At 60.1% G+C, this 15868-nt stretch carries 10 protein-coding genes; 6 read left to right on the plus strand and 4 right to left on the minus strand.

The genetic code is table 11. The annotated features are described in order from the left end of the window. Positions 1-35 precede the first annotated feature (35 nt). From LB310_RS07400 to LB310_RS07415, 4 genes are read right to left on the minus strand one after another with little or no spacing between them, the layout of a single operon-like run. The gene (locus LB310_RS07400; RefSeq protein ID WP_301154814.1) at positions 36-1337 is read right to left on the minus strand and encodes a Wadjet anti-phage system protein JetD domain-containing protein; all 1302 of its coding nucleotides are present in this window, start codon (positions 1335-1337) and stop codon (positions 36-38) included. Beyond that, positions 1337-4711 carry an ATP-binding protein gene (locus LB310_RS07405; protein WP_301154815.1) on the minus strand — a complete coding sequence of 1125 codons (3375 nt, stop codon included), beginning with the start codon at positions 4709-4711 and terminating at the stop codon, positions 1337-1339. Before LB310_RS07405 ends, LB310_RS07400 begins: the two co-directional genes overlap by 1 nt. Further along, the gene (locus LB310_RS07410; protein WP_301154816.1) at positions 4708-5358 is read right to left on the minus strand and encodes a DUF4194 domain-containing protein; all 651 of its coding nucleotides are present in this window, start codon (positions 5356-5358) and stop codon (positions 4708-4710) included. Before LB310_RS07410 ends, LB310_RS07405 begins: the two co-directional genes overlap by 4 nt. Continuing rightward, positions 5359-6834, minus strand: coding sequence for a Wadjet anti-phage system protein JetA family protein (locus tag LB310_RS07415; RefSeq protein ID WP_301154817.1), 1476 nt, complete (start codon positions 6832-6834; stop codon positions 5359-5361). A 349-nt stretch (positions 6835-7183) separates the two neighbouring features. Here LB310_RS07415 and LB310_RS07420 point away from each other — a divergent pair, with 349 nt between their 5' ends. The 6 genes from LB310_RS07420 to argB all read left to right on the plus strand — a co-directional run bounded on the left by LB310_RS07420 (position 7184) and on the right by argB (position 15832). Continuing rightward, positions 7184-8221: an AAA family ATPase gene (locus LB310_RS07420; RefSeq protein WP_301154818.1), complete on the plus strand. Its 1038-nt coding sequence runs from the start codon at positions 7184-7186 to the stop codon at positions 8219-8221. Continuing rightward, positions 8221-10440 carry a S8 family peptidase gene (locus LB310_RS07425; RefSeq protein ID WP_301154819.1) on the plus strand — a complete coding sequence of 740 codons (2220 nt, stop codon included), beginning with the start codon at positions 8221-8223 and terminating at the stop codon, positions 10438-10440. The genes LB310_RS07420 and LB310_RS07425 overlap by 1 nt, the downstream gene beginning before the upstream one ends. A 37-nt stretch (positions 10441-10477) precedes the next feature. Next, positions 10478-12028 carry a serine/threonine-protein kinase gene (locus LB310_RS07430; RefSeq protein WP_301154820.1) on the plus strand — a complete coding sequence of 517 codons (1551 nt, stop codon included), beginning with the start codon at positions 10478-10480 and terminating at the stop codon, positions 12026-12028. Positions 12029-12383: 355 nt separating this feature from the next. Next, positions 12384-13454, plus strand: coding sequence for an N-acetyl-gamma-glutamyl-phosphate reductase (gene argC / locus LB310_RS07435; RefSeq protein WP_301154821.1), 1071 nt, complete (start codon positions 12384-12386; stop codon positions 13452-13454). Between the two features lie 54 nt (positions 13455-13508). After that, positions 13509-14843 carry a bifunctional glutamate N-acetyltransferase/amino-acid acetyltransferase ArgJ gene (gene argJ / locus LB310_RS07440; RefSeq protein ID WP_301154822.1) on the plus strand — a complete coding sequence of 445 codons (1335 nt, stop codon included), beginning with the start codon at positions 13509-13511 and terminating at the stop codon, positions 14841-14843. Next, positions 14840-15832 (plus strand): acetylglutamate kinase, encoded by a 993-nt coding sequence (gene argB, locus LB310_RS07445; RefSeq protein WP_301154823.1) that lies wholly within the window; start codon positions 14840-14842, stop codon positions 15830-15832. Before argJ ends, argB begins: the two co-directional genes overlap by 4 nt. Positions 15833-15868 lie beyond the last annotated feature (36 nt).

The following is a 15868-nucleotide window of genomic DNA, read 5'->3' on the forward strand; positions in this document are numbered from 1 at the left end:
TATGGTTTTGCCGGAACGCGGGCATATCTGTGCCATCACAGCATAACCTCCTGCTCGATGGTCACGCGGTGCTTCAGTAGGGCCTCTATGGTTTCGGCGAACTGCGCGTACTCCGGCTGGTTCATCAGCGCTTCAAGCTGCTGGAAGTACACGTCGCTCCGCGACAGCCCGCTTTTGTAGTAACACTCGACGTCGCTTGCCGCCATGCGCATGGGCTGGAGACGGGGAATGGCGGTCGCAAGCAGGCGGAACATCCTCATCCCGCCCAAATCGATGTCGGCCCAGAAGCGGAATTGCGTTTCCGGCTCCGCATGCTCGGCCATCATCCTGAAGAACCTTCTCTTGCGGGGGCTGGAGAACCCGCCGTGATAGACGACGACCTCGTCCGGGTCGCGCCGGGCGTTTTTGTACGCGTCGTAGTTCGCAAGGTTCTCGATGAGCGTCACCTGGCGAACCCCCGGAAGCCTGATAGCCAGGTCGTTGGTGAGCGCATCGCTCGAAAACGCCGCACCCCCTCTGCCGAAGAGGGAGAAGTCGCAGGTTCCCTGTGTGCTCTCCATGACAACCCTGCCGGAGAACTCGTATACCTCATGGTTCGTGTAAATCCCCAGAAACGCCAGCAAGTCGGAGCGGCTCATGGACTCCTCGGCGTCAGCATCCATGAGCTCGGCGCAGTAGCGCTGTGCCACGTGTAAAAAATCGCTCCGGACAGAGCGCTCGAAATGCTTTGAGTCGTTGAAGCACTCGATGCTGAATGCCCGCTGGGCAATGCCGTCGCCGCCCAGACCGTCGTAGACTGTGAGTGCGCGCAGAAGCTCCTCCATCGAAGCTTCTCTCTTTTTGCAGAGGGCGGTAAGCTTCCCCTTGCCGAGCTGCGCTGCCCGATCATCAAGAAAAGCGATGATCCAAGGCGTCTTGCACGACCTTCGAACTTCCTCCAACCGCAGCTTGCAGTCCTTTAACTGCTCGGCCAAGGACTTTCTTCCCAGCGCTGCGTAGGCGTCCTCGACGCGATCGAGGTCGAGCCAGATGCGTTGCAGGACCTGCCCCTTCTGTCCCTTTGCCCACTCGTAATGCGCATATCCGCGTGCAGCCAGCGCAAGCGCCGCCTCGTTGTAGGCTTCCTTGGCAGAGGTATCCTCGTAGCGGTAGATCAGATTCTTCTCGGTCATGCAGTTGATCATGACGCGCCGCGTCCCCGCGCCGGGCGAGAGCGCATGGCTGCTGCGTTCGTATTTGTCCAGAAGCAAGTCGAGCAAGGGCACTGCAAAGGATTCTTCCAGGAAGGGTTCTTTGCAGTGCGGCGCGAGGCTCCTACCAGGTACAACCTTCGACATCAACGCGTCCCATCTTCCGTTGCGGCCGCTTCGATCGGTTCCGAGTGACTTTTCCTGCTCGTGTAGATCTGCATGCGATACGAATCCTTCAAAACCAGCAGCGTTCGGTCCACCTCAGGCGATATGTCGGGAATCTTGTCGGGCGGCGTGCAGATGATCGCTTGCAGGTCCATATGACGCAGAAGGTGGATGCTCTTGACGATGCGCTCGGCGTCCATCTTGCTGAACGCCTCGTCGAATACGACCAATCGCATGGTGTTGCCCACGGCAGTGGGGTCGTTCACATGGTAGAGCTGGGCGAACGATGCAAGCACGGCAATGTAGAACGGGGTTTGCACCTCGCCTCCCGACTTCTTGCTCAGTTCCCTCGAAAGCAGCTGTTTCTTGCCCTCGCGGTCGGTCGTCTCCAGGTCGAAGCGCAGGTACGTTCTGAAGTCCGTGAAGCGTGCGATGTTCCTCGCCAGCTCGCTTTGCCTGCGCGCGTTCAGCGCCTCGTCATCCGAGACCACGATCATATTAAAAAGCGAATCGACCAGCTCGCCGTAACGGTCCATGAACGCGGTGGCGAACAGGCCATCCTCGTTGTCCATCAGCAAAGGATCCATGATCATGTCGTAGTACTCGGCGTAATCAGGGCTTCGCTCTACGAGGAAGCGGTAGCTGTCGTCTCCGAACTCCATCTGCTTGAGCGCTTTGTTGAGGGTTTGCACGGTGCTCTGGATCTTTTCGATGTTCGACTTCAGCTTGGAAAGGAAGTCGTTTCTGAACTGCTCTATGGCGCTCGCGTGCGCCTCCTTTATCTTGGCACGGTATTTGGGCAGGTCGCTGTTCTGCAACTGCGACAGGTAATCGTCGAACTCCTTGTTGTCCCGCGCATTCGGGTTGAACGAGCAGGGCTGGAACTCGTGAATGTACCCTTCGCGCAGCTGCAAGAGGCTTTCGCGCACCCTCTGCTGCGCCGTGCGGGTCTGCCCGAGGGCCGGGCCAAAGCGCTTGGCGATCTCGAGTGGATCGGGCTCCTTCGCAAGTTCGGACAAGAAGCGTGGCTCTCCCGTCTGCGATCGGTAGTCGTCATCGAACAGGCTTTCCAGCTCGCTGGTCTGCTCGTCGAGGCGCTTTTGCCTCTCCGGCAGCTCTTTCTCCTCGATGGCGCGCACGCGGCCTCTCAGCTCTCCCTGATCGGCTACGATTTCGTCTTGCGCCTTGCGGTTGTCGCCCTGCTCCTTTTCCACTTCGGCTATCCGGGCGTCGAGCTTTTCCAGATACGAGAAGTCCATCCTCCCCATTTCCTCGTCGATGGCCCGCGCGCGCTTGCCGTTTTCGCGGTACCGCCCATATCTTTCTCTATCTTCCAGGGCTCCTTGCGCAAGATAGCGCTCGGAGAGCACGAACCCGTACTCCGCTTGCCGCTTCAACGGGGCTTCGCAGGAAAGGTATCCTTCGATTTCACGCTGCCGCTCTTTCCGTTCCTCTTCCAAGGCGGCCTTGCGAAGCTCTACCGCGCGCTTTCCCACGTACGCATCGCCCATCTGCTCGCGAGAGAGGGCGCGAAGCACGTAGCCCTGGTAGAGCATTCCCTCGGCGGTGAGTGCGACCTGATGCGAGCGTAGCTCCTCTACCCGGTTGCAGCAGACAACGCTGCCGAGCAGGTAGTCGACATAGCTGCGGGCCAACTCGTTTTCGGTGCTCACTTGCGCGGCAAGGCTATCAGGCCGATGCCCGCTCCGCTCGCGTTTGCGCAGCTTCTTTATATCCACCAGGCCATATCCCTTGGTGCCCTTCGCTTTCTTGTAGGCGTGGAACAGGCGTTGCGCGTCTTTGTAGCGATCGGGACCTACGAGCAGGTAGAACTTCCTGCGTCCCAGATACCCCTCGACCGCTCCCTGCCACAGTCCGTTCGGCACCTCGATGACGTCGGCCAGAATAGGCACCTCTTCGCCAAGCTCTTCTTCCAGATAGCTCTTAAGGTTTATGAGTGTTGCCGGATAGTCTTTAATGCCGGCCCCGAGCTTTTTGAGCGTCGCGTCGGCTTCCTGCGCGTCGAGCCGCGCTCTCTCCAGATTTGCCTCGAGGGTATGGTATGCCTTCTGGCATGCCGAACGGTAGTCCGCAAGGGGAGCGAGCAACGAGGCGAAGGCTGTCTGCGGCATGGCGAAGCTTTGCAAGGCGAACTTCTCGAAAGGCGCCAATGCGGCCAAGGCCGCTTGGGAGCTGTGGCGGGCGGCGGCGAGCCAATCACAGGTGACGGTGTCGTGCAGCCAGGCATCGAAGCCTTGCAGCATGAGAACCTCCTGCGCGATGTTGGATGCGGTGCGCGCAAGATGCTGGCGATCCTCGCGGATGCGCTCTTCCAGCCGCTCTGCTTCTTCCACAAGGCGCTGCCGCTGCCGGCCTTCGTCGCTGGTCGCTTTGTCGTTTTGTAAGCGGAGGTACTCTGCCCTGAGGCGGTCTTCGATGTCGACGAGTTGCTCCCGGCTGCTCTCCAGCTCGGCGATTCGGGCTTGCGCCTGCTCTTTCTCGTCTCGCAAAGCAGACAGGGCCTGGCCTTCGGCAAACTGGTTGGCGCGCTTTATCAGGTATTCTTGGATGGCTTCCCGGTCGTCGTAGGCCGTCGATTCCTCGAACGCCTTGCCTATTTCCACAAGGCGCCGCTCCTTCTCCTCCTGCTTCTTCGCCATGTCGAGCTGGCGCTGGTAATCGCGGATGTTCTGCTGCATGGAGGCGATGTCGGGGTGGTCCGGGAGGTCGCAGATGTTCTCGGTGATGAACTTCTGGATGTCTTGGATGGGGCGGAAGGAGACGGCCTTCTTGAGAAGCGAGAAAACCTGGGCGTTGTGAACGTTCCACATGGCCAGGATGCTCTCGCGATAGTTCTTGTCGATGTCGTATATGCGGTAGCCGGTACTGAAGCGATCCTTCAGCTCCTGGCGAAGCTCTGTCTTCGTGCGGGGACGATTGTCCGTGACGAACACGCTTTCGTCGAAAGCGCCTCGGAAGGTGAAGAAGTCGTGGCGATGGGAGCCGTCTTGACCGCACGAGAAAACAACGCCCTGCACGAAGCGGCTGTCTTTGACGTCGTCGTAGCATTCGCAGACGATGTAGGAGTTGAATTCCTTGCCAATGCGAGAATGCGGATGCTCTCTTGGAAGGTCGGTGCGCAGGTATCCCTCGAGGGTGCGTTGGGATTTCTCGTCGGCGGCCTTGTTGAAGTTCTTGGAGCTCGCTTCTCCCAGAAGGACTATCTCGAGCGCGTCGATCAGAGTCGACTTTCCTGCCGAGTTCTTCCCGGTCAGGAAGTTAATATCCTCGAATTCGACCAGCTGCACGCTGTAGTAGAACCAGTTGAGGAGGAACAGCTTGGAAAGCTTCTTCATTCGCCGATCCCTTCTTCCGCTTCCATTTCCGCCTCCGTGCCGTCGCTCTCGTTTTCTTCGGCCCTGAGCTGCTCGACGACGGCTCGAACCCTGTCCGAGGGGACAGCGGCCAAAATGGTGGGCAGGATGGCGAAGCGCCCTGTGGGCTTCTCGTACGAACTCTCCAACCGCGCGATCAGGTTGTGCGCGTCCATCTGCCGCATGCAGGCCCCGACGTCGCGGAAATTGGGGCGCTTGCCGAGTATGCCGTAGTCGGTGACCACCTTCTCCAGCACCTCCTGGACGCTGCATTCCAAATCCTGCGCAAGGCCAAGGCGACCCTCGTTCTCCTCGTAGAGCAGCCTCAACGCCAACAAGATGCCGGTGGCCATCTTGTTGAACACGAGCTTGTTGGCCTGCGCAGCGTTTCGCACGTAGAAGAACCCGTTGAAGTCGTCTCTGACGAGCTCCCAGTCGATCAGCGAGAGATAGTCTCTCACCAAGGAGAAGTTACGGGAAAGAAAGCTGTATTCCGGGTTGTTGATTGTCTCGCCACCGGGCTTGACCAGCGTTCGCAATACGAACGTTTCGGCAAGAAGGCGGTTGCATGCGGAGGTGAACGTGTCCTTGTCTTTGGAAGAGAGCTCCTCGTATTCCGGATAGGCCATCTAGCCGGCCTCCTTTCTCACTTCGAAGCAAACGTCCGGAAGGCTGTAGCAGCCTGATTTCACGAAATCGTTTGGGCGCTCCGGCGTCTTTCCGCATGCGGGAGCGCCTTCCGCCGCCCCTGCGGAGGACTTTATCCGGTAGAAGCTGTCCCTGCTGTCTGCATGCATGATCGCGAGAAGGGCGACGACGTAGTCGTCGTCGTCGGCGAAGGGCATGTCGGCTATGGGGAGCACGCGCCTGGCTCCGAACGCGTCCCTCATGCGCCGGTATACCTCCTGCTTGCTGAAAGGGTTATTCAGCACCGCCTCGGCATGCGTGCGCTGTTCGGCGGTCAGGGGGGCGGGGGCTTCGAGCGCGACGAGATCCCCCTTGCTCCTCTCGCGCAAGGCGGGCGAGGTGTACAGGCTTCGCCCGCCTTGCGCGACGTAGGCTTGCTCTTGCAGCTGAAACGCGTCCTGCAGCGAATCGAGCGTTTGCGCGCTGGCAGGGTCGCGCTCTTTGCAGCTTGCCAAGCGCATCATCAGGTAACTCAAGTGCCCGCTGGTTGTTCCGTCTTTGTTGGTGAGGTTCTCCAGCTTCTGGGTTGTCGCGCGCGTGTACTTCGCCACCTTCTTGTCTATCTCGTCGAGGTACTCGCTCCCCAGGTTCTCGTAGCTCTCTTTGATGAAGTAGATTTTCCTCAAGATGTCCGCATGAGCGCTTTCGGTCGATTCGAAACCGTATTCCGCGACGGCGGCCTCGGCCATCTGCTCGAGCACCTCGGCGTTGTCGATCCAGCTGTCGAGCGCGTTCTCAATGCTCACCCGGTATTTGGGCACCGACTCCCGCACTTTGAGCGGTTTCACGTACATTTCGATAATACGCTGCGCGAAATCGTCGTAGTGCATTTTGAGAATGTCGTTGATATGGTCGCAGTCGGTTTGCCTGTTGCAGTAGTTGTTTATGTTGTGGTAGACGGACTTGAGCAGGTGAATGAGCTGCTCGGTTTTCTCGGCTGCCCCGTACAGCACTCCGAGGGTGTCGGAGGCGCTGAGGCCCTTTCCTGTCGACGCAGATTTGAGCGACGAATACGTGTCGTACACATATGAGAATCCCCTCAGGGGCTTGTCGGCAACAAGGTCGGCGAACAGCTCGATAAGGCGAATCGCATAGTCCGGCACGGTGATGTACTCTTTGAATTCCTCGCCGCGTTCAAAGTCGATCCAGCCCTTTTCTTTGAGCCTGCGAACGAGGAAGCGTGCGCGGCCCTGCGTGTCGCAGAGTTCTTCCGGGGTCGGCTCCTCGTCGGCGAAGTCCATTGCGGAAAGCTGCTCCTCCAGGCTATCGCGGAGCATGTGCGTGTACGATTCGCGGGGGATCTTCAGAGCGCTTTGGAAGGCGCTGTTCAGCACGAGTAAGGCGTCGCTGTAAACGGCCCGGTTGGGAGAGGCCAGCAAGCTGAACAGGTCGGAAGGTATGATTTCGAAGAAGCGCAAACGGCGTGCTCCTTTGCTTGCGTCGCCTACAACGACAAGGACCTTACATCTCATTGTATATCAGTAAATAGGTAAGTTTTTCATCAAATTCAGGCCCTTGATGTCTTCTTCGCGTTTCGGATCTGATTGTAGGAGAAGCCCCATTTACTTGTGGCGGGCTGACTGAGCCCCTTCTTTTACTTCCCTTGTCCCATCAGGTCTTTTTTCTTGACGACTAACCGAGGAGCGTCTCACCCTTCTCTGCTCATATGCTACTATTAAATTATTCCTTTTTGTGTCCCAAAAATGGAATATCGTGTCCCATATGCTATAATCATCCCAAAAGGAAGCAATCTAAGGGGTGATGTGGGTGAAGAAGAAGAGCGTCATCAACCTTATCAGGTACTACTCCGAGAAGAACGACGCGGGATTTCGCAGCGAAGCTTACGAGATAGCCCGCGAGTTCGACAAAACGGGCGACATCCAGCTCTCGGAATACATCATGGCGCTGCTCTCGGATGCGAACGCGTTTGTGCCGCAGGAGGTGCGCGGTGAGTCCGCTTATCTCCGGAAGGCCTCGGGTTCGCCGAAGCCTCTGCCGCTTCCCGATGTGATCGCCGATGATGTGAAGGGCGTCATCAACGCCATCGGCCACAATGCGGGCATCAACAAGTACCTTTTCGAAGGATCTCCCGGAACCGGCAAAACCGAGACTGCGAAGCACATCGCGCGCATTCTTGAGCGCGAGCTGTTCTCCGTCGACTTCGATGCTCTTCTTGACAGCCGGCTTGGTCAGAGTGCGAAAAACATTGCGGAGTTGTTCAGAGAGATCAATGGGTTCGCGCATCCTGACAAAGTCGTCGTCCTTTTCGACGAGATAGACGCGCTGGCGCTCGACCGGACGAATTCGAACGATGTTCGGGAGATGGGCAGGGCGACCACCGCTGTGCTCAAGGGTCTCGACGGCCTCGACGAGCGAATCGTGCTGATTGCCACAACGAACCTGTTCGACTCATTCGACAAGGCCCTGGTGCGGCGATTCGACTCCGTTATCGATTTTAACCGCTACTCGCACGAGGATCTGCTCGACGTGGCGGAGGCCCTGCTGGGCAGCTATCTCAACAGGTTCAAATTCGCAGGGCGCAACATGAAGCTGTTTCGGAAGATCATGCAGCGTATGCCCGAGATCCCCTTCCCGGGGGAGCTGGAGAACCTGCTGAAGACGTCCATCGCATTCAGCGACGTTGGGAACAGTTTCGATTACTTGCGAAGACTGTACAAGACCGTTGGTGCAGGCGATCCCGACGATCTGAAGGAGCTGCAGGCCCAAGGTTTCACCATGCGGGAAATTGAGATTCTCAGCGGCGTGTCCAAGAGCACGGCCGCACGTGAGCTGAAGGAGTCCTGATGAACCAGACCTTGAGGCTGAAGGGGGAGTTCAACCAAAAGCCCAACTCCTCGCGGCCGGGGCCGTCGACCATCCCGGCAGGAGCGCAGGTGACCGCCGACCACCTGCGGAAACTCGTCGATGACCTCGCTCGAATCCTCGACTACTGGAGCGGCGTCTCGTTGGTGGAGACACCGCTTGTGAGCGTCTACTACAAGAGGGTCATCGCCAAGAGCAACCGCCTCGGCAAGCTGCTGGCAGACGGGCGGCGCAGGCCGAACGATACGATCGTAGGGGCGAAGTACGCAGAAGGGCCCAAGCACGTCATCACCCATTGTGTGTCAAAAGCGTCGATCCGGCGCTCCGTCGACCTTCTGCTTGCGTGCGCCCATGTGCTGGAGGGGGAGTTCAACGGCTGGATCGACAAGGAGAAGCTCGATCGGGTCAACAGTGGCGAAATCAAGCTGCGAACGAGCGAGCTGTCGAAGTCGCTTTTCGCGAACATCGTGAAGGACGCCTGCTATGTCGAGCGCTTCGGCGTCGAGCTGAGCCGAGAGGACGTCGACGATCGATCGGTCGTGACGTTCTACGACACCGGAATGGACACTCGCGAGTTGCTGAGAAGGATCGGCATCGACGATTTCGCGATTCGCTCGATCGACCCGAACACCATGCTCTTATCGAAAGATCAGGTCAAGCGCGTGCAGCATGAAGCGCCTTACCTCATCGCGATGACGGTGAGCGATTTTGCGCGCCTCTCCCATGACGACTTCTTCGAGAGGCGGGACGACGTCGCCCCCTTGTCTATCCCCTCGCCCAGTACGGAGCCCGTCATCGGGGTCATAGACACCATGTTCGACGAGAGGGTCTACTTCAGCGAGTGGGTCGAATTCCGCAACATGCTGGACGAGGATATCGAGCTTCAGCCGAAGGACTTCGAGCATGGAACCGAGGTTTCGTCGCTCATTGTCGACGGCCCCTCTTTCAACCCCGACCTCGACGACGGGTGCGGCAGGTTCCAAGTCCGTCATTTTGGGGTGGCGACGCAAGGGCGGTTCAGCTCGTTCGAGGTCGTGCGCATGATCGAGGAGGTAGTATCCGGCAATCAGGACATCAAGGTGTGGAACCTGTCTCTCGGTGCCGAAGCGGAGGTGCATCCGAACTTCATCTCGCCCGAAGCCGCCGCGCTCGATCGGCTCCAGTGTGAGTACGACGTGCAATTCGTCGTCGCCGGAACCAATCTTGGTCGGCAGGAAGGGCCGCGCAGGATAGGAGCTCCCGCCGATTCCGTTAACTCCATCGTGGTCAACGCGGTGGACGCGGACGGCAGGCCGGCGCGGTACCACCGAACGGGCCCGGTGCTCAAGTTCTTCAGCAAGCCGGACGTGAGCTGCTTTGGAGGCGATGCTGGCAAGCTCATGCGCGTCTGCTCTCCGACAGGCGCTCAGTTTGTTCGGGGAACGTCATACGCCGCGCCCTGGATTGCTCGGAAGATGGCCTATTTGATCCAAGTTATGGGGTTTAGTCGCGAAGAAGCGAAAGCGCTTCTCATTGATTCTGCCACTCATTGGGAGGGTCGCGAAGGCCCGCTCGAGGCGGTTGGATTCGGGATCGTTCCTGTGCGCATTGCCGACGTGCTCGATGTGCCCGATGGCGAGATCAGATTCGTGACATCTGGCGTTTCCGAGGCGTACGATACATACAACTACGACCTCCCGGTGCCGCTGCACAAAGGGAAGCACCCCTACATCGCACGGGCCACGCTGTGCTACTTCCCGCACTGCTCTCGCAATCAAGGCGTCGACTACACGAACACCGAGATGGACTTCCATTTCGGCCGCCTTTGCGAGTCGGGCATACAACCTGTCGACAACAACATGCAAGGCGAGGAGGGCCTTCATGTCCTCTACGAGGAGACCGCTCGCGGCGAGTTCGGAAAATGGAACAACGTCAAGCAGGTGGGAGAGGTGTTCTCTGAGCGCCTTCGCCCGCGCAAAGCGTATTTCGAAAGCGGTCTGTGGGGTATGAGCCTGAAGACGAAGGAGCGCCTGAACGGTCACGATGGGGACGGAATGCGGTTCGGTCTGGTCGTGCGCTTCAAGGCGCTGGATGGCGAGAACCGCATCGAGGAGTTCATTCAGCGTTGCAGCCTCAGGGGCTGGCTCGTGAGCAAGGTGGATGTCGAGTCCCGCATCGAAGTGTTCGTGAAAACCCAAGAAGAGATCGAGTTTGAGGAGTAAGGGCTCAAAATTTAGTTATCAGCTGGAAGGAAGTCGGATGGGAAACGGTGCGGCAGAATCTCTGAAGGCATTGGTCGAAGAGATTGATGCTCGAGGCAGTTACGGCAATTGTCAAAAGAACTCGAAAGCCTATGTCGATTGGTGCGATTGGATCGAAGGGGTCAAAGGGAGACTGACGGTATACTCTCGGTTTCTCTCTGAGGATACGCGGGCTCAGATAGGGGCCGTGGAATACGACTGGGATGATTGGCTTTCGGTCAGCGCCGCTATCGAAAGGATTCACGCGATCAGCGATCTTGTCAAAGATGATCTCGCCGGAAACGAAGGAAGGCCTAATTCGTCAAAAAAGGTTTTCGAGACTGCATCCAGCAATTACAGAAGAATCCAGGCTATCGGCAGCGGCGGAGCTGGATCCGTATATGAAGTAGAAAGTGAAAACGGGAAGCGCTATGCTCTGAAGCTTTTGAGCAAAGAGGCTGCCAGGAGCAGCAGGAAGGCCAAACGCTTCCTGCGGGAAGTTGGGTACTGTCGCAATGTCGACGGAGAGCCCATCATCACCGCAGTCGACGAGGGCTTCATTTTCACTGACGATATCAAACGGCCCTTTTACGTAATGCCGCTTATGGCCAAGAGCTTAAAAAGCCTAATGGACGACGAGGAGTCTCCTGCGGAAGAGAATCTCGCCCTGCTTCTTACGATGATGTCGGGACTCAAAAAGTTTTATGCAAAAGACAATGTCCACAGGGATGTGAAGCCTCAAAACATACTGTTCGACAGCGCGAAGAAGCGTTTGGTGTTGGCAGATTTCGGCATCGCTCACATCGTTGACGACATTCCGGGAGCGACCGTTGAAACTGTTTCCGCAGAAAGGCTCGCAAACTTCACTTATGCTGCCCCTGAGCAAAGGGTGCCGGGAGGGGCAACGGATCAGAGGACGGATCAATATGCTTATGGATTGATCATAAACGAGCTGTTCACTGGAGAAGTTCCGCAAGGCTCATCGTACAAAAAAATCGCCGAAGTTGACGCCTCCTATGCGTTTTTGGACGACGTAGTGTCTCGGATGGTTTCTCAGAGAGTGGAAGACAGGTACCCGTCCTTGGAGGCGGTGCTTTCAGACATTGGCGCTCGGGAGGCGATAGCTTCCAAGCAGCATGGTTTGCGAAAGGCGTTGAACGAGGCGGAAAACTCTTCGGCTGTCTGGAAGGACGTTTTCCTGGTAGGGAAAAAGTGGCAATCAGGGGATATCGTGTTCACGCTTGATAGGGAGCCGGGAAGCGTTTGGGAGAAGGTGTTCAGATCGCATCCTGAAGATTTCTGGAGCACCGATGGATATAAAGGCGGTCCGAAGCACTATCCCGTCAGCGGGAAGGAGATAACGGTTCGGGCGGTTCGGCGCGATGAAGGACGTATCCGGGAAGTCTGCGAGAAAATGCCCTGGTATGTTGAATGGGCCAATCGGCAGACTGAGGCATACTTAATGAATGAGGAGGAGAAGACAAGAGAGGCGGCAGTCAAAGCAAGGCGGGAAGAGCTCGAACGCGTCTCTGAAAATTTCGAGATGAATAGTCTTCTCGCTGAATTATGATGCCCCTTTGCTCTTCACAATGTATCGCGTCAGCGTCAGGCGGCTTCTCTGCTGTTTGTATAAAAGAGGAGAAGGGTCACAGTGAAGCGTAGGTTGCGTCCGGATGCTCGAAATGCGGTTCACTTCCATCTGCCTTCTTTGAAAATCCCTAAGCCCGGTCCTCGGTCGTAGCCGTACAACCACGCTCCCGGTCTTCATGTAACTATTTCATTTCCCGCCTTGCCAAACGTGCGGTTCTTTCTTACGATGATCCGTAATGATGTCGTGGCGTGTTTTTGTGCAGGTGCACGAAAGTAGTCTCGCGCCCGGCAGGCTGGACAACACGTCCGGCGCAACAAGCAAGCGAGGGATCGACATGGCCATCAAGACGGGTATCGTGGGTGCGGCGGGTTTTGCGGGCATCGAGCTGGTGCGCCTCGTGTTGCGACATCCCGACCTCGAACTCGTGGTCGCCACGTCCAACGAGCTGGCCGGCACGCGCGTGGCCGACGAGTACCCCGGCTTCGCCGGCGCCACCGATCTCGCCTTCGCCACGCACGACGACCCGGCGCTCGACGCGTGCGAGCTCGTGTTCCTGGCCGTGCCGCACACGGCGGCACTCGCCATGGCGCCGCGCCTCGTGGCGGGCGGCGCGACGGTCATCGACCTCTCGGCCGACTTCCGCCTCAAGGACCCCGCCGTCTACGAGCAATGGTACAACACCCCGCATACGGCAACCGAGCTTCTGGCCCGCGCGGCATTCGGCCTGCCCGAGCTTTTCCCCGATGACTTGGCGCGCGCAGCCCGCGCTCACGCCAACGGCGAGCCTGTGCTCGTCGCCTGCGCCGGCTGCTATCCCACGGCAACCTCCCTCGCGGCGGCGCCCGCAATCCGCGCCGGCCTCGCGGCTCCAGGCGGCACCGTCGTCGTCGATGCCATCTCAGGCGTCACGGGCGCGGGCAAGAAGGCCACGGCGCGCACGCACTTCTGCTTCGCAGACGAGAACCTGGAGGCCTACGGCGTGGGCACGCACCGCCACACGCCCGAGATCGAGCAGATCCTCGGCATCGCAGGGCAGGGGCGCCTCGTGTTCACGCCGCACCTCGCCCCGCTGAACCGCGGTCTGCTCTCCACGGCGAACATCCCGCTCGCGCCCGACGCGCCCGTCGACGCTGCCTTCTACATCGACCAGTACCGCGCCTTCTACCGCGAGAGTCCCTTCGTGCACGTGCTTGACGCCGGTTCCCTGCCGAAGACGTCCTCGGTCGCCGGCACGAACAACGCCCATATCGGCCTTGCCGTGAACGCGCCCGCGCGCATGCTCATCTCCCTATGCGCCATCGATAACCTGGGGAAAGGCGCGGCCGCCCAGGCCGTGCAGTGCGCGAACATCGTCTGCGGCCTGCCCGAGCGACGAGGCTTCGACGCCGTCGCCGTGCCCGTCTGATCGAAGGAATCCGCTAGCGAACAGCCCGAGCAACGCAACCAGAAAGAAGCCGCCATGACCGACACGCATGCCGCATCCGCCCCGCCGTCATCCACCAGCAGCGTAACGCCGCTGCGCGCGGAAACCGCCGCGCAGCTTCCCGACACCCTCGCGGCTGTCGAGGGCGGCGGCGTCACCTCGGCGCGCGGCTTCCGCGCGGCCGGCGTCCATGCGGGCTTCCGCAAAGATCCCAGCCGCCTCGACCTCGCGCTCGTGGCCGCCGACAAGCCGTGCGCATGCGCGGCCGTGTTCACCCAGAACGTGTTCTGCGCGGCGCCCGTCACGGTGTCTCGCGAGCATTTGGAGGACTGCGGCTACGGCATCGCGCAGGCCGTGGTCGTGAACTCCGGCAACGCGAACGCCGCCACGGGGGAGCGCGGGCTCGCGGCCGCCCGCGAAACCGCTGATATCGCTAGCGACGTCCTCGGCTGCGCGCCCGCCGAGGTGCTGGTGGCCTCCACCGGCGTGATCGGCGAGCATCTGCCGCTCGAGCCGTTCGCCGCGGGCATCCCCCTCGCCGCCCTCGAGCTCTCGGTGGTCAGCGGCGGCGCCAACGCGGCGCGCGCCATCATGACCACCGACACACGCCCGAAGGAGGCGGCGGTCACGTTCTCGGGCGACGGCATCGGCTACGACGGCTGCACGTTCACGGTGGGCGGCATGGCGAAGGGCTCGGGCATGATCATGCCGAACATGGCCACCATGATAGCCGTGCTCACCACCGATGCGCCGGTGCGCCCCGACGCGCTGCACGCCGCCCTCTCCCGCGCGGTGGGCGTGAGCTTCAACAAGGTCACGGTCGATTCCGACACGTCCACGAACGACTCGTGCTTCCTGTTCTCCAATGGCGGCGCCACGTCGAGCACTGTTCCCTTCCACCCGGGTTCCCCGGCGCTCGCCCGCTTCGAGCAGGCGCTCGACGCCGTGTGCCAGAACCTCGCGCGCCAGATGGCCGCCGACGGCGAGGGCGCCACGCGCCTCGTCACCGTGAACGTGACGGGCGCCGCCACGCCGTCCGACGCCGACGCTGCCGCACGCGCCGTCGCGAACTCCCCGCTCGTCAAGACGGCCGTGTACGGCCATGACGCCAACTGGGGCCGCGTGGCCATGGCCATCGGCAAGTCGGGCGCCGCCTTCCGCCAGGAGGACGCCGCCATCGACATCATGGGCCTGCCCGTGTGCCGCGGCGGGCTCACCGTCCCCTTCGACGAGGACGAGGCGCTCCGGCGCTTCGAGAACCCCGAAATCGCAATCGACGTCGACCTCGGCGCCGGCGATGCCGCCGCCACGGTTTGGACCTGCGATTTCAGCCACGATTACGTCACGATCAACGGAGATTACCGCTCATGAAGTACGCAAAGGACACGCGCCCGAAAGGCGTATCGCACAAGGCCGCGGAAGTGCTCGTCGAGGCCCTTCCCTGGATCAAGAACATCACCGGCAAGACCGTCGTCATCAAGTACGGCGGTTCCGCCATGGTCGATGCGCAGCTGCGCGCCGACGTCATGAACGACATCGTGCTGCTGAAGATCGTTGGCGTGAACCCCGTCATCGTGCACGGCGGCGGCAAGGCCATCACCGAGGCCATGGAATTCGTGAACCTGCCCGTGGAGTTCAAGGACGGCCAGCGCGTCACCACGCCCGAGGCCATGGACCTCGTGCGCACTGTGCTCATGGGCAAGGTAAACCAGGAGCTCGTGGAGGCCCTGAACGAGCACGGCAACTTCGCCGTGGGCGTGTCCGGCGCCGACGCGGGCGTCATCGTGGCCGAGCAGGCCAGCCCCGACCTGGGACGTGTGGGCCGCATCACGCGCATCAACCGCCCGCTGCTCGACGACCTCGTGAACGCCGACTACATCCCCGTGGTCGCGTCGGTTGCGCTCGGCGAGGACGGCGGCTTCTACAACGTGAACGCCGACATGGTGGCGGGCCACATCGCGGCCGCCATAGGCGCGCACAAGGTGGTGTTCCTCACCGATGTGGACGGCCTCTACGAGAACTTCGAGGACAAGTCCACGCTCATCTCGAACCTCACGCTCTTCGAGGCCCAGTACATGATCGAGAACAACGTGGTGTCCACCGGCATGATACCCAAGCTGAAGTCATGCGTCACCGCGCTCGACGCCGGCGTGTTCCGTGCGCACATCCTGAACGGCACCACGCCGCACTCACTGCTGCTCGAGCTTCTGACCAGCACCGGCGTGGGCACTACCATGCACTCTACGGAGGAGGCGTGCAAGTTCGACTCCCACCCTCTGGGCAACTTCGCCTCCAAGCTGCTGGAGAACCGCGAGCAGGCGGCTGCGCAGGCGGCCGCTGCCGAGCGCTTCGTCGGCTGACCGCCGCTAACGCCGACCGTCGAAGGGGTCGGCCTT

Source organism: Gordonibacter sp. RACS_AR49, assembly GCF_030418435.1.
Taxonomy (GTDB): Bacteria; Actinomycetota; Coriobacteriia; order Coriobacteriales; family Eggerthellaceae; genus Gordonibacter; species Gordonibacter urolithinfaciens.

Bases quoted from the DNA above. Each gene is read 5' to 3' on its own strand.
- LB310_RS07400 (WP_301154814.1), bottom strand. From the start codon at position 1,337: ATGTCGAAGGTTGTACCTGGTAGGAGCCTCGCGCCGCACTGCAAAGAA.
- LB310_RS07405 (WP_301154815.1), bottom strand. From the start codon at position 4,711: ATGAAGAAGCTTTCCAAGCTGTTCCTCCTCAACTGGTTCTACTACAGC.
- LB310_RS07410 (WP_301154816.1), bottom strand. From the start codon at position 5,358: ATGGCCTATCCGGAATACGAGGAGCTCTCTTCCAAAGACAAGGACACG.
- LB310_RS07425 (WP_301154819.1), top strand. From the start codon at position 8,221: ATGAACCAGACCTTGAGGCTGAAGGGGGAGTTCAACCAAAAGCCCAAC.
- LB310_RS07430 (WP_301154820.1), top strand. From the start codon at position 10,478: ATGGGAAACGGTGCGGCAGAATCTCTGAAGGCATTGGTCGAAGAGATT.
- argC (WP_301154821.1), top strand. From the start codon at position 12,384: ATGGCCATCAAGACGGGTATCGTGGGTGCGGCGGGTTTTGCGGGCATC.
- argJ (WP_301154822.1), top strand. From the start codon at position 13,509: ATGACCGACACGCATGCCGCATCCGCCCCGCCGTCATCCACCAGCAGC.
- argB (WP_301154823.1), top strand. From the start codon at position 14,840: ATGAAGTACGCAAAGGACACGCGCCCGAAAGGCGTATCGCACAAGGCC.